Origin of the sequence: Paracoccus sp. (in: a-proteobacteria) (assembly GCF_047605025.1) — a bacterium.
Taxonomy (GTDB): domain Bacteria; phylum Pseudomonadota; class Alphaproteobacteria; order Rhodobacterales; family Rhodobacteraceae; genus Paracoccus.
This window is the reverse complement of the sequence record NZ_JASGGO010000009.1, coordinates 1-13,822: the sequence shown is the minus strand read 5'-3', so window position 1 is coordinate 13,822 and position 13,822 is coordinate 1. Positions and strand designations below refer to the sequence as shown.

Genomic DNA, 13,822 nt, shown 5'->3' with positions numbered 1-13,822 from the left:
GGGCTTGGCTTGGTGAAACGTCCGCCCGCAAGGGATTGCTGAAGGTTGGGATCTGCCTCGGCTTTGGCCTCGGTATCATGCCCAGGTAGAGCGAGAGATAGCTCGGGCGTGGCGGCAGGCGGCGCTGGGTGCCGATCCTCAGACGGAGCGGGAAGCCTATGAGGCTGCGCTCAGGGGGGCAGGCTATGCTGTCCGCAGATGCCGACGTCGATTGAGGGATGTCGACGCCGTCTTGAGGGATGCGCCCAGCCGCCGAATTCCGCGATATTGCCCTGTATGCTGCGGCACAGCCTCGGCGAAGCCACACTGGACGATGGCGCTCGGTCCATGCCCACAACCATGCTCGGGCGACAAAGGGTCTGAAGGCCGGGTGTGGGGGCACGGCGCTTGGGTCGCGCGGCCCTTCGGATGCGCCTGCCGCGTGCTTGCCCTTGCTTTCCGCTTTCTGGGACAGCGGCCATGCCATCCATTGCTCCGGCCCGGCGTCGCGCGTGGCAAAAGGCGCTCCCCTTCCTCGCCTTCGGTCACGACATCGCTAGCCCCCCAGCCGGTCGCGCAGCGCATACCAGCTCATGCCCGCGACCAGCAGCGGCCAGCGCAGCAGGGTGCCGCCGGGGAAAGGCGGCGTGGGCAGGGCGGCCATGGTGTCGAAACCCTCGCTCTGCCCTTGAAGGGCCTGCGCCATCAACTTGCCCGCAAGACAGGCCAGCGCCAGCCCATGGCCGGAATAGCCGCTGGCCGAAAGGCAGTTCGGGGCGGGGCGGGTGAAACAGGGCATCCGGTTCATGGTGATCGCCAAAGTCCCGCCCCAGGCATGGGTCAGGCGGATATCGGCCAGTCCGGGATAGATCCGCAACAGCGGTTTTCGCACCTTGGCAAAGATATCGGAGGGGAAGCGATAGCCCAGGTTTTCGCCGCCGCCAAAGATCAGCCGTCCCTCGGGGTCCAGCCGCCAATAGTTCACCACGAACTTCGTATCATGCACGCCGATGTCGCGGGTCAGCACCTGGGCGGCGCGTGTGCCCAGCGGCTCGGTTGCGACGATGAAATTGTTCAGCGGCATCACCCGCGCCGCCACCTTCGGTGCAAGCCCGCCCAGGTAACCGTTGCAGGCCAGGATCAGACGATCGCAGATTACCGCGCCCTCGGCGGTGTTTACGCGGGTCGCGGCGGTGACCCCGCCATGCCGCAGGTCCACCACCTCGGCACGCTCATGGATGACGGCTCCGGCCGCATCGGCCAACCGCGCCATCCCGATGGCCAGGTTCAACGGATGCAGATGCCCGGCGCCCATGTCCAGTTCGCCCGCGACATAGCTGTCCGAGGGCAGCAGTGCCCGAAACGCCTCGCGCTCCAGCGGCTCGATCGCGCAATAGCCGTAATCGCGGGCCAGCCTCTCGATCATCGCGCGCGCGTGGTCGAATTCGGCGGGCTTGCGGAAGGCATGCGCAATGCCGTCGGCGATGGGCACGCCCGCCCGCGCGGCCAGGGCGCGGGTCAGGGCCTTCGCCTCCTCGGCCATGTCCCATAGCCGATGCGCGGCCTCCGGTCCCGCCATCGCTTCAAGCTGATCGACCTCCAGCCGCTGCCCCGAGCCAAGCTGCCCGCCATTCCGTCCCGAGGCGCCGAACCCCACGCGATGCGCCTCAAGGACCACCACCCGGCGCCCGGCCTCGGCCAGATGCAGCGCCGCCGAAAGCCCGGTATAGCCTGCGCCGATGACGCAGACATCCGCCCGGACCTCGCCCCGCAAGGGCGGGAAAGGATCCAGCGGCAGGCGCGTGGCGGCATAAAGACTGGGCGGATATTCCCCCGCCCGGTCATTGGCGTGAAGCAGGTTCATCCTGTCGCCTTCTTTGCTTCCCAAATACCCGCAAGACGACGCCCGCAACAGGCGCCACGCCTGCCGTCTCAGACGTTCAGCAGCAGGTGCTCACGCTCCCACGGGCTGATGACTTGCAAGAACTCTTTGTATTCATTGCGTTTAACTGCCTGATAGATGGCAAAGAACTCGGCGCCCAGAACCTCGCGCATGGGCGCGCTCTCATCCATCAGGTCCAGCGCGTCGCCCAGGTTATAGGGCAGCGCACCCTCGGACATATAGGCGTCGCCCAGGCATTCGGCGCGGGGATTTTCCTGCTCGACCAAGCCCAGATAGCCGCAGGCGAGGCTGGCGGCGAGGCCCAGATAGGGGTTGCAGTCCATGCCCGCCAGCCGGTTCTCGATCCGCCGCGCCTCCGGCCCCGAGATCGGCACCCGCAGCCCGGTGGTGCGGTTGTCGCGGCCCCATTCCAGATTGATCGGCGCCGCGAAATCGGGGACATAGCGGCGATAGCTGTTGACATAGGGGGCCAGCAGCGCGACCGCGGCGGGCAGATGCTTCTGCATCCCGGCGATGAAATGCATGAAGGCGGGCGTCTCGCGCCCCTGCGGGTCCGAGAAGATGTTGCGCCCGTCCTCGACCCCCACGACGGAATGATGGATATGCATGGCGCTGCCCGGCTCGCCTTCGATCGGCTTGGCCATGAAGGTGGCGAAACAGTCGTGGCGCAGCGCCGCCTCGCGGATCAGCCGCTTGAAGAAAAAGATCTGGTCGGCCAGATGCACGGGATCGCCATGGTTCAGGTTGATCTCGACCTGACCGGCGCCGCCTTCTTGCAGGATGCCGTCGATTTCGAAGCCCTGCGCCTCGGCGAAATCATAGATGTCGTCGATGACCTTGCCGTATTCGTCCACCGCGCTCATCGAGTAAGCCTGCTTTGCCGCTGCCCGCCGTCCGGTGCGGCCCATGGGTGGCATGATCGGCTGGTTCGGGTCGATATTGCGGGCGGTCAGGAAGAATTCCATCTCGGGCGCGACGATGGGTTTCCAGCCGCGCGCGCGGTAAAGCTCGACCACCCGTTTCAGCACATTGCGCGGCGCGGCGGGCACCGGATCGCCCGATTGCGTGGACACGTCATGGATGACCTGCAAGGTCACGTCCGCCGTCCAGGGCGCAGCCGTCGCGGTCGAGAAGTCCGGCGTCAGGATCATGTCCGGTTCGGTGAACGCGCCCGAGGGATTGTCCGCCCAATCGCCGGTGATGGTTTGCAGAAAGATCGAATTCGGCAGGTAGAAGCGTTCCTGATGCGCGAATTTCGATGCAGGCATGGCCTTGCCGCGCGCCACCCCGGCGATGTCGGCCACGATGCATTCAACCTCGTCCAGGCGCCGGCCGGCGACGTAATCCTGGGTGGCGGGCGGGGTTTCCTCGATCCAGCGCGGTCTCATGCGGCACCTCGCACGGCCAGGCGGGGGGCCTTGAGAAAGGTTTCGATCCGGTCGGCAAGGATCGCGGACTGGCCCGCGCCGCTCAGGCGCGCGCGCGCCTTCGCTACCAGTTCGGGCGGGACGCTGGCGCTGCGATGCTCGATCAGCCCGCCGATCATGGCATCGCCGAATTCGGGATGCGCCTGCACGGTAAAGGCGCGGTCGTCATAGGCCAGCGCCGCGTTCCGGCAAAAACCGCTGAACGCCACGGTTTCCGCGCCCGGCGGCGGTTCGACCACCTGGTCCTGATGCCAGGCGTTCAGCGTGATCGACTCGCCCTGGAAGTCGTATTCCTGCGCGCCGACCGACCAGCCGCCCGCGAATTTCTCGACCCGTCCGCCCAGGGCCTGGGCGATGATCTGATGGCCGAAGCAGATGCCGACCAAAGGCACGCGCGCGACATAGGCGGCGCGGATGAAATCCTCTAGCGGGGGGATGAAGGCGTGACTTTCATAGGCGCCATGGCGCGAACCCGTCAGAAGCCAGCCCTGGGAGTCATGGACCGAGGCGGGGAACTCCATCGCCTCGACGTGGTAGCTGGTGAAGTCGAAGTCGCGCCCCGCAAGAAGCTCTTCGAACATCGAATCGTAATCGCCAAGCGCGCCCCGGATGATTTCGGGCGACTGGCCGCATTTCAGAATGCCGATACGCATGAATGGCCTGTTGGTTGTCCAACTTGAAGGTAGACGGCGACGCGGGACCGGGCAAGGGCCTTGCGGCGGCGGGGGCTGGCCCTCGTGTCGGGGTCGGGCTAGGTTCGGTGCTGCCATGAAAGAAAGGTTTCTTCCCATGCCCGGACTGCGCCCCGATGTCGATCCCGACGGCTTGCAGGAATTCTCGGTGGTTTTCACCGACCGCTCGCTCAACCACATGTCGCGGAAGTTCCAGCAGGTCATGCGCCGGATCTCGGCCCGGCTGGCCGAGGTCTATCGCGCCGAGGGCGTGGCCCTGGTTCCCGGCGGCGGCACCTGCGCGATGGAGGCGGTGGCCCGCCAGTTCGGCCGCGACGCCCATGCGCTGATCATCCGCAACGGCTGGTTCAGCTATCGCTGGAGCCAGATCTTCGAGGCGGGCGGCTTTGCCGGGGAAACCACGGTGATGATGGCCCGCCAGTCGGGCAATGCGTCGCGGACCCCCTTCGCCCCCGCCCCGATCGAGGAGGTCGTCCAGAAGATCCGCGAGCTGCGCCCCGATGCGGTCTTTGCCCCCCATGTCGAGACTTCGGCCGGCATGATCCTGCCCGACGACTATATCAAGGCGGTTGCCGACGCGGCCCATGAGGTCGGCGCGCTGATGGTCCTGGATTGCATCGCCTCGGGCGCGATCTGGGTCGATATGCAGGCCACCGGGGTCGATGTCCTGATCTCGGCGCCGCAAAAGGGCTGGTCGGCCTCGCCCTCGGCGGGGATGGTGATGTTCTCGGCGCGTGGACTGGCCCGGCTTGAGGAAACCACCTCGAACAGCTTCGCGCTGGATCTGAAGAAATGGCGCGCGATCATGAAAGCCTATGAGGATGGTGGCCACGCCTATCACGCGACCATGCCGACGGATGCGCTGGCGGGGCTTCTGGACGCCATGGAGGAGACCGCCGCGATGGGTTTCGAGGCCGCGCGCGACGCGCAATGGCGGCTGGGCCGTGCCGTGCGCGAGGAGTTGGCGCGGCGCGGGCTGCGCTCGGTCGCGGCCGATGGCTTCGCGGCGCCGGGTGTCGTGGTCTGCCATACCGACGATCCCGAGGTGCAGAGCGGCAGGAAATTCCTGGCCGAAGGCTATCAGATCGCGGCGGGCGTGCCCTTGCAGGTGGGCGAGGGCGAGGGGTTCCGCACCTTCCGCATCGGGCTTTTCGGCCTCGACAAGCTCAAGGATGTCGAGGCCACGCTGGCACGACTGAAACCGGCCTTCGACGCCGTATTCTGAGGCGCGCGGGCATGTGGATCCCACTCGCGTCTTGGTTGTATTTTCCAGCCTGCCGTCCCTGGCCCTTTTCGCGGATCTCATGCGGGCGGGGCGGGTGATCGAACGGTCCCAGGTGGCCGGGGGCTGCGTGTCAGGTCACGGGGCGTCGGGTCGCGGAGCCGGGCGGGCTGACGCCAAAGGCAGGATCAGATTTCGGAAAGCGCCGGCATATGTTGATCCAATATAAGATATTGAAGATATGTATCTATATTGCAAGCAGCCCAATGCCTAAGCCATCGTGAAATAAGCAAGGCCGCCCCCAAGGGGACGGCCCGGATGTCGTGATCGCGAGGCCGGATCAGATATTGTCCAGCGCCTCGATGGCTTTTTCCAGATCGTCCTTGCTGACCGTCTTGTCGGTCACCTTGGCGCCCTCGACGATGTGATCGACGACCTTGTCCTCGAAGATCGGCGCGCGAAGCTGTTGCTGGGCCTGCGGGTTCTGCTGGATGAACTCGAAGAAGGCGCGCTCCTGGCCCGGATATTGGCGGGCCTGGCTCAGCACGGCCTGCGTCATCTCCTGATCCGAGACGCTGATCTCGGCCTTCTGGCCGATCTCGGCCAGCAGCAGGCCCAGGCGGACCCGGCGCTCGGCCAGGGACTTGTGCTCTTCCGTCGGCTCGATCTCGCCATGGTTATGGCCGTGATCCTCGGGGTGTTCCTCGTGGTAAAGCTGGTGCGCGATCTGCGCCGCCTCGGCCTCGACCAGCGACTGGGGCAGGTCGAACTGGACCAGCGCATCCAGCTTGTCCAGCAGCGCTCGTTTGAGCACCTGGCGCGAGGCGCCCTTGTATTCGGCTTCCAGGCGCGAGCGGATCTGCCCCTTCAGCGCCTCAAGATCCTCGGCACCGAATTTCTTGGCCAGTTCGTCATCCAGTTCGGCGGCCTGGGGCGCCTTCACGGTCTTCACGACCGTCTCGAAGACGGCATCCTTGCCGGCCAGCGCGGCATGGCCGTAATCCTCGGGGAACTTGACCTCGACATTGATTTCGTCGCCGGCTTTCGCGCCGACCAACTGATCCTCGAAGCCGGGGATGAAGCTGGAGGAACCCAGGACCAGCGGGTAATCCTCGGCCGAGCCGCCCTCGAATGCCTCGCCATCGACCATGCCCTTGAAGTCGATCACGACCTGATCGCCCTCCTTGGCCTTGCTGCCCTTCTTGCGTTCCTCGAAGGACTGGGCGTTCTTGGCCAGGTTTTCCAGCGCCTCGCTGATCTGCTCATCGGCGGCGGCGACGACCAGGCGCTCAAGCTCGATGCCCGAGAGGTCGGCTTGCGGGATGGTGGGCAGGGCCTCGTAGGTGACATCGACCACCAGGTCGTCACCCTCTTTCCAGGTCTCGCCGCCGACCATCTCGATCTTGGGTTGCAGCGCCGGGCGGTCGCCGGATTGCTCCAGATGATTGCGCAGCGCGCCGTCGATCGCTTCCTGCATGGCATCGCCCATGATGCGCGGGCCGAACTGCTTCTTCAGCATCGCCATCGGCACCTTGCCTTTGCGGAAGCCCTTCAATTCGATCTCGGGCTGGGCCTCTTTCAGCTTCGCTTCGACCCGCGCGGCCAGATCGGCCGCAGGCAGGGTGAATTGATAGCCGCGCTTCAGACCGTCGTTCTGGGTTTCCTTGACCTGCATTTGCCTTCCTTCATCCAACCTTGTCGCGAAGAAGGGGCATCGCCCCCGGACCACGAGGCTTGATCGCCCCGGCTTCCCCGCCATGTTTCAGCGCGCTAGCTAGGGGATTTTGGCGGCCATAGCAAGGAGGAAGGGCTGCCCGCGCATGGCCTCGCTGCCGCGATTCCCCTTGGCACGGCACTTGGGCGCGATCCTGGCCGGGCAGGCCCCCAGCCGCGCCGCGCCGTCCACGGTCGGGTGATCCGCCGCAATGCCCAGCAATTGCTGGGGTAACCTCGGGGGGGTGAAGAATCTTCCGAAAATCCGCTTTTTTCCGCTTGCGCCCCTTTTCCACCCCCCCTATACGACGCCTCACGAAGCGACGGCAGCGTTGTTTCAGACCTCCGGTGGGGCCATAGCTCAGTTGGTAGAGCGCTTGAATGGCATTCAAGAGGTCAGGGGTTCGACTCCCCTTGGCTCCACCAAACCGCACTTTTGTTGCAAGAAATCCGCTAACACCTTGAACAGAAAGGTGATTTCAGCGGTTCTATAACCTTTTTTCCGATTGTAGCGCAGGGGCTACGCGAAGGCCAGTTTCAGCACTGTCCGCTTGAGCGGGAATGTATATTTTTCGTATATTTTCCAATGACTTGCTGGAAACAGCAGGGTCGGTTCGATAAATTCGTTCAGCCTGCCCGGCGGCGGCACGGCATTCTCGACCCGATCCGCCAATATCCGTTTCTCTCGTTCCAGCTTTTCGATGCGCTGCTCAAGCGATACGTCGCCGTCCAGATGCACCAGCCCGCGCAGCAGCGCATCCAGCCAGTTCTGCGCCTTGTGTTCAAAGAACCGCGCTTCCCCGCCGCCACTGTCAGGCAGCGGCGTCCGCGCCATGCGGCGGCTGTCGGCCACCAGCAAGGGCAAGTGCGCCAGCAGCGCCACGCTATGATCGGGCAGCCCATGCAGCGGATACGGGTTGATGCAATAGACATGCGCCCCCTGATGAACGAGGCCGCGCCCGATCACGGCAGCCAATTCGCCCTTGGGGTCGAGGATGGCATAGCGTGGCGGTTGATCCTTACCGCGCCCCGTATCCGCCATGATATGGGCGAGGACGGAGACGAACTTGCCGGACCCGACCCCACCGATCAGCAGCACTCCGGCTTGCCGGGAATGAAACAGCAAGCGCCCGCCAGAGAAACCGATGGATGTTTTATACGGGGCAATTATTCGGTGTCAGAAGGATAAGATGCTGGCCTTGCAACATGGTTTGCCGATCTGCATTGCCGATCTCCAGAACGCCGGCTCGGCGTGATGGTAGGAGCTATCGTTCCGTAGTCTAGCCCCCGGCTCACATATGTCTGCGACCTGGACAAAGAAGTAATTGACCGGAAGCGCAGTCAGGACCAAGGATAATTTTCTTGGGGACCCACCGCCAAGTTTGCCGAAAACCGGAAAATTGTGAATCCGATGCATCATTTCATGCACTATAAGCCCCGATTTGGTAAGACTTATGGCGCCTTTTGCAACCAGATGACGGGACTGAACAATTAGCTTTCCAACTCGCTGTCCCAGTAAAGATAGTCCATCCAGCTGTCATGCAGGAAGTTTGGCGGGAAACGGCGGCCTGCCGCGTGCATCTCTTCGGGGCTGGGACGATGCGGCGCGTGGCGCAGGCGCAGGCCGGAATTCCGCAGCGACTTGTTCGCCTTTTTCAGGTTGCAGGGCGAGCAGGCGGCAACGACATTCTCCCAACTGGTAATACCCCCGCGCGAACGCGGCACGACGTGATCGAAGGTCAGTTCCCCCTTGGCGCCGCAATACTGGCAGCAGAACTCGTCCCTCAGAAAAAGATTGAAGCGCGTGAATGCCACGCGCTTCTGGGGTTTGACGAAATCCTTCAGCACCACGACCGAGGGGATGCGTATGCTGTGCCGCTGGCTTCGCACCACATCGTCATATTCGGCGATGATCTGAACCCGGTCCAGGAAGACCGCCTTGATCGCCTCCTGCCAGGGCCAGAGAGACAGCGGATAATAGCTGAGCGGCCGGAAATCGGCATTCAGCACAAGGGCGGGATGGTGGCGCAAGCTGGCCGGCTCGCGCACGAATTGGGTTCGGAATTCGCCGTGGTGGTCCAGCATAGGGCCTCTGCCTTTGGTGCCAGGAACAGTTCGGATCTTCTCGGGTCAGACTATATATCGCGGCTGTGACCTGGCAAGTCCCCGAATATATGTGCCCCCGAACGAATATTCGTGATCCGTGACATGGGGGTGACAACCCTCGCGCTGGAAAGAGGCGGCCTGGCGTGGCAGGGTAGGGGGCATGAAACATCCGCCGAAACTTCTGGGCACGCTGGAATCCGCGCTTTACGCCACCGATCTGAGGGCGGCCGAGGGGTTCTGGACCGGCATCATCGGGCTTGAGAAGGTCGCCGCAGCGCCCGGTCGCCACGTCTTCTTTCGCTGCGGCGCGCAGATTCTGCTGGTCTTCGATCCCCGCGCGACGATAATCCCGCCCGCGTCAGCGGCGAAACTGCCGGTGCCGCCGCACGGGGCGCGCGGGCCGGGCCATTTCTGCATGGCGGCCGAACCGGGTCAGCTTGACCCCTGGCGCGCGCATCTGGAAAGCCTGGGAGTTGTGATCGAGGCGGATTTCCGCTGGCCGCAAGGCGGACGCTCGATCTATTTCCGTGATCCCGCCGGCAATTCCATCGAAATAGCCGAGCCCCGGATCTGGGCGGCACCCTGAAGGAGCAAGACTGGGGACGTAATATTAAAGGGCGCAAGAAAAAACGGCGGCCCCTTGCGGGATCGCCGTTCCGTATTCGTCAAGGTCAGCGACGGGCTCGCACGGCGACCTTCTGCTTTTCGGGGCGGGCCATCGCCACGGCCAGAAGGCCGGCGGGCAGAAGTGCGGTCAGCGCCATCCAGGTCAGGGTCATCGCGGAATCTCCTCGTATCCTTGAGGCCAAGGTAAGCTTTGGCCGGTGGGTTTCAAGCGTTATTTGCGAATCTTGCTAGGATCAGGCGCCAAACCGCTGTTTCAGAAACCCAAGCGCGGCGGACAGCCCATCGGGTGAGATGCCATGCGGCGTATTTTTCATCACATGCGTATAGACGGCAAAGCCTGCGGCGGTCAGCGCATCCGCCGCCAAGCCCATGCTTTCGAAGGGCACGACCGGATCCTGATCGCCGTGAAGCAGCAGCACCGGCGGCGTGACGCGCACCTCGCGCGCCATTTGCTCGGGATCAAGCAGGCGCCCCGAAAAGCCGACGACGCCCGCGATCTCGGCCTCGCGGCGGGGAGCGACCTCAAGCGACATCATCGTGCCCTGCGAGAAGCCTACCAATGCCAGCCGGTCCGGCGCAATCTCATCCTGCTTCAGCACTTTATCTATGAAAGAATTGATATCATTGAATGACTGCTCTGCCGAAGACCGCGCCGCCTCGGGCGATGAGCCGTCCATCCAGGGGATCGGGAACCACTGAAAACCCATGGGATTGTTCACGCAACGCTCGGGCGCATCGGGGGCATAGAAGGCCGTGCGCGGCAGATGCGGCGCCAGCGGATCGGCAAGGCCCAGCAGATCCGCGCCGTCGGCGCCATAGCCGTGCAGAAAGATGACGACGGAATCGGGCTTGGCCGGTCCCTTGCGCTTCGATTTCAGTTCCCGTGTCATCTGATCCCCTCGCGTCCTTTTGCCAGCCGGTAATAGGCCCAGAGGCCGCGTGCCGCAACCGCCCGCCAGGGCCGCCACGGCTCGGCCAGCGCCATCAGGGCGGCGGGCCTGGGACGCTCGGGCAGGGCGTAAAGCAGCCGCGCGGCCTCGGCCAGCGCCAGATCGGCCGAGGCCAGCACATCGGCCCGCCCCAGCGCGAATTTCAGATAGATCTCGGTGGTCCAGCGCCCGATACCCGGCAGCGCGACCAGCCGGGCGATGGCCTCTTCGTCGGGCAGATCGGCCAGCGCCCGCCAGTCGATCCCGGCCTGGGCGATGCCGCGCAGATAGCGCGCCTTCCGCCCCGAAAGCCCCGCCGCGCGCAGATCCGCATCGCTTGCGGCGCGAAGCCCCGCCTCGGTCTCCAGCCCCGCCCCGGCCATGCGCGCCAAGATCGCCCCCGCCGCATGGGTCGAGATCTGCTGCGAGACGACGGCATCGCGGATCGAGCCGAAGCCTTCGTCCCAGCGCCGCAGCGGCAAGGGCGGCAGGTCCGGCAGCACCCGCGCCCAGACCGGACAGACCTTTGCCAGATGGGCCGCGCCCTCGGCCAGGTCCGCCTCGGTCCGTATCAGCCGCATCAGATGTCCAGCCCCGCCCCGCCATGGGCGTTCAGCCGCGCCTCTTCCTTCAGCCGGGTCTCGTAGGCCATCGAGATATGGCGCCGCAATGCCTGCTCGGCCCCGGCGGAATCGCGGGCCGAAATCGCGTCCACGATCTGCTGATGCTCGTCCAGGCTGATCGCGTCGCGGCCCTTGGCGGCCAGCGTCGTGCGCGCCATCAGGGCCATCGAACGATGCACCAGATCAAGTTGCTGCACCAGATAACGGTTATGCGAGGCCAGATGCATCTGGTGGTGAAAGCGCCGGTTCGCGCGCGACAGCGCCTGCGGATCGCCCATGATGCGGTGATCGTCCTGGACCATGCCGGCCAGGACGCGGATTTCCTCGGGGGTGGCGTGCAGGGCGGCAAGGCGCGCGGCCAGGGCCTCAAGCTCGGCCCGCACGGTGTAAAGCTCGGCCAACTGATTGTGATCCAGCGTCGCCACGATCAGGCTGCGGCCGTCGCGCTTCAGCATGGCCTGGGTTTCCAGCCGTTGCAGCGCCTCGCGCACGGGGGTGCGGCTGACCCCGAAACGCTCGGCCAGCTCGGATTCCACCAGCCGGTCGCCGGGCCGATAGGTGCCATTGTCGATGGCGGACAGGATCAGGGAATAGGCATCTTTCATGCCGCGCACGATCAATCGTCGCGCGGGGGAATGCAAGCGCCGCATCCGGGCACGCCGCGCGACATCGCGTGAACGATTGCAAGCCGTCCCGGCCCGGCTTAGGCATGCGGCATGGATTTCTCGCATGTGACCACCTGGATCTTCGATCTGGACAACACGCTTTACGCGCCCCGGATCAGGCTTTTCGACCAGATCGAACGGCGCATGACCGCCTATGTCATGCGCGAGCTTCGCCTTTCGGAACCCGAGGCGAACCGCCTGCGCAGCCATTACTGGCGCGAGCACGGCACCACGCTTTCCGGGCTGATGGCGATCCACGGCATCGACCCGATGGCCTACCTGCGCGAGGTCCATGACATCGACCTCTCGGAACTGACGCCGGATCCGCGGCTTGCCGCGCTGATCCGCGACCTGCCGGGACGCAAGATCGTGCATACCAATGGCGATGTCGCCTATGCCGCGCGGGTGTTGAAGGGCCGCGGGCTGGAGGTGTTCGACCAGGTGCATGGCATCGACAGCCTGGGCTTTCACCCCAAGCCCGACTTCCGCGCCTATGAGGCGGTGATCGCGCAATCGGGCTTCGCCCCGCGCTCCGCCGCCATGTTCGAGGATGATCCCCGCAACCTCGCCGTGCCGCATGCGCTGGGAATGCGCACGGTGCTGGTCGGCGCGGGCAGAAGCGGCCCGGACGATCCGGCCCCCGACAGCGACCATGGCCCCCATGTCCATCACCGCACGGGCGATCTGGCCGATTTCCTGCGCCGCCTTGCCATTCAGGAGCCGACCCCATGACCGGACAGATCCAGGACTACGACGTGCTGATCTCGGGCGGGGGCATCGCCGGGCTGATCGCGGCGGCAAGCTTCGGCGCGGCGGGCCATTCCGTCCTTTGCGTCGACCCCGCACCCCCGGTCACGGATGAAGCGGCCCAGGGCGCGGACCTGCGCAGCACCGCCTTCCTGCAACCCTCGGTCGCGACGCTGAAGGCGGCCGGCCTGTGGGAGCGGCTGGCCCCGCACGCCACGCCCCTGCAAGTCATGCGCATCGTCGATGCGGGCGGCGGGCTGCCCCAGGCGCGGCTGGTGCGGGAATTCGACGCGGCCGAAATCTCGGACCAGCCCTTCGGCTGGAACCTGCCGAACTGGCTGCTGAAGCGCGAGATCGCCGCGCGGCTGGCGGGGCTGCAAAACGTCCGCTTCCTGCCCGGCACCGGCACCGCCGCCCTGACCGCCCGCCAGGCCGAGGCGCTGGCCCGGCTGACCGATGGCAGCCGCATCCGCGCGCGCCTGGTGATCGGCGCCGATGGCCGCGACTCGCCCGTGCGCCAGGCGCTGGGGATCGGGGTGCGAACGCTGCGCTATGGCCAGAAGGCGCTGGCCTTCGCGGTGACCCATGCGCGCGCCCATGAAAACGTCTCGACCGAGATCCACCGTTCAGGCGGCCCTTTCACGCTGGTCCCGCTGCCCACGCGCGATGGCAGGCCGTGCTCGGCGGTGGTCTGGATGGATCGCGGGCCGGAAATCGCCCGCCTGCGCGCCCTGCCCCCCGAAGCCTTCGAGGTTGAACTGAACCGCCGCTCGGCCGGCGTGCTGGGCCACCTGACCCAGGCGACCCGGCTGACCGAATGGCCGATCATCAGCCAGATCGCCGACCGCTTCACCGGCCCGCGCACCGCTCTGATCGCCGAGGCCGCCCATGTCGTCCCGCCGATCGGCGCCCAGGGCCTGAACATGAGCCTTGCCGATCTTGCCGCCCTGATCGAGATCACCGCCGACCGCCCCGGCGAACCCGAGGGCCTCGCCCGCTTCGAACGCCGCCGCCGCCCCGAGGCACTGGCGCGTCTGGCCGGCATCGACGCGCTGAACCGCGCCAGCATGCTTGCCCCCCGCCCCCTGCGCGACCTGCGCGCCGCCGCACTCGGCGGATTTTACGCGGTCCAGCCGGTCCGCAAGCTGCTGATGCGCACCGGCCTGGGCGCGACCTAAGGCTCGTGGGG

At 65.5% G+C, this 13,822-nt stretch carries 13 protein-coding genes and 1 tRNA gene; 5 read left to right on the top strand and 9 right to left on the bottom strand.

Annotated features, from left to right (window positions below; translation table 11 throughout):
- Positions 1–535: 535 nt before the first annotated feature.
- The 3 genes from QM682_RS06905 to QM682_RS06895 form a co-directional block, all read right to left on the bottom strand.
- Positions 536–1,843: an NAD(P)/FAD-dependent oxidoreductase gene (locus tag QM682_RS06905; RefSeq protein ID WP_415128207.1), complete on the bottom strand. Its 1,308-nt coding sequence runs from the start codon at positions 1,841–1,843 to the stop codon at positions 536–538.
- Positions 1,844–1,911: 68 nt separating this feature from the next.
- Complete coding sequence (locus tag QM682_RS06900; protein ID WP_415128206.1) at positions 1,912–3,270, bottom strand: glutamine synthetase family protein; 1,359 nt, start codon at positions 3,268–3,270, stop codon at positions 1,912–1,914.
- Complete coding sequence (locus QM682_RS06895; protein ID WP_415128205.1) at positions 3,267–3,962, bottom strand: type 1 glutamine amidotransferase; 696 nt, start codon at positions 3,960–3,962, stop codon at positions 3,267–3,269. The genes QM682_RS06900 and QM682_RS06895 overlap by 4 nt, the downstream gene beginning before the upstream one ends.
- Positions 3,963–4,098: 136 nt before the next feature.
- Here QM682_RS06895 and QM682_RS06890 point away from each other — a divergent pair, with 136 nt between their 5' ends.
- Positions 4,099–5,226, top strand: coding sequence for an aminotransferase class V-fold PLP-dependent enzyme (locus QM682_RS06890; protein WP_415128204.1), 1,128 nt, complete (start codon positions 4,099–4,101; stop codon positions 5,224–5,226).
- Between the two features lie 337 nt (positions 5,227–5,563).
- On the opposite strand, the gene tig is transcribed toward QM682_RS06890, so the two are convergent.
- Positions 5,564–6,898 (bottom strand): trigger factor, encoded by a 1,335-nt coding sequence (tig, locus tag QM682_RS06885; protein ID WP_415128203.1) that lies wholly within the window; start codon positions 6,896–6,898, stop codon positions 5,564–5,566.
- A 388-nt stretch (positions 6,899–7,286) separates the two neighbouring features.
- Between tig and QM682_RS06880 the strand changes: the two genes are divergently transcribed.
- Positions 7,287–7,362 (top strand) — tRNA-Ala (locus tag QM682_RS06880).
- 94 nt (positions 7,363–7,456) lie between these two features.
- Here the strand turns inward: QM682_RS06880 and QM682_RS06875 are convergent.
- A complete protein-coding gene (locus tag QM682_RS06875; protein ID WP_415128202.1) occupies positions 7,457–8,035 on the bottom strand; it encodes a hypothetical protein in 579 nt (192 codons plus the stop codon).
- Between the two features lie 392 nt (positions 8,036–8,427).
- Positions 8,428–9,021: an HNH endonuclease gene (locus tag QM682_RS06870; protein WP_415128201.1), complete on the bottom strand. Its 594-nt coding sequence runs from the start codon at positions 9,019–9,021 to the stop codon at positions 8,428–8,430.
- A gap of 181 nt (positions 9,022–9,202) precedes the next feature.
- Between QM682_RS06870 and QM682_RS06865 the strand changes: the two genes are divergently transcribed.
- Positions 9,203–9,628, top strand: a complete 426-nt coding sequence (locus QM682_RS06865; RefSeq protein WP_415128200.1) for a VOC family protein — start codon at positions 9,203–9,205, stop codon at positions 9,626–9,628.
- A gap of 274 nt (positions 9,629–9,902) precedes the next feature.
- Here QM682_RS06865 and QM682_RS06860 read toward each other — a convergent pair whose 3' ends face one another.
- Genes QM682_RS06860 through QM682_RS06850 form a run of 3 tightly spaced genes read right to left on the bottom strand, consistent with a single transcriptional unit; the run spans position 9,903 to position 11,826 of the window.
- Positions 9,903–10,559 (bottom strand): alpha/beta hydrolase, encoded by a 657-nt coding sequence (locus QM682_RS06860; RefSeq protein WP_415128199.1) that lies wholly within the window; start codon positions 10,557–10,559, stop codon positions 9,903–9,905.
- On the bottom strand, positions 10,556–11,179 hold the full coding sequence (locus tag QM682_RS06855) for a DNA-3-methyladenine glycosylase family protein (protein WP_415128198.1): 624 nt from the start codon (positions 11,177–11,179) through the stop codon (positions 10,556–10,558). The genes QM682_RS06860 and QM682_RS06855 overlap by 4 nt, the downstream gene beginning before the upstream one ends.
- Positions 11,179–11,826, bottom strand: a complete 648-nt coding sequence (locus tag QM682_RS06850) for a GntR family transcriptional regulator (protein ID WP_415128309.1) — start codon at positions 11,824–11,826, stop codon at positions 11,179–11,181. The genes QM682_RS06855 and QM682_RS06850 overlap by 1 nt, the downstream gene beginning before the upstream one ends.
- Before the next feature lie 111 nt (positions 11,827–11,937).
- Here QM682_RS06850 and QM682_RS06845 point away from each other — a divergent pair, with 111 nt between their 5' ends.
- Positions 11,938–12,618 carry a pyrimidine 5'-nucleotidase gene (locus tag QM682_RS06845; protein ID WP_415128197.1) on the top strand — a complete coding sequence of 227 codons (681 nt, stop codon included), beginning with the start codon at positions 11,938–11,940 and terminating at the stop codon, positions 12,616–12,618.
- Positions 12,615–13,811: a UbiH/UbiF family hydroxylase gene (locus tag QM682_RS06840; RefSeq protein ID WP_415128196.1), complete on the top strand. Its 1,197-nt coding sequence runs from the start codon at positions 12,615–12,617 to the stop codon at positions 13,809–13,811. The genes QM682_RS06845 and QM682_RS06840 overlap by 4 nt, the downstream gene beginning before the upstream one ends.
- The last annotated feature ends 11 nt before the right edge of the window (positions 13,812–13,822 follow it).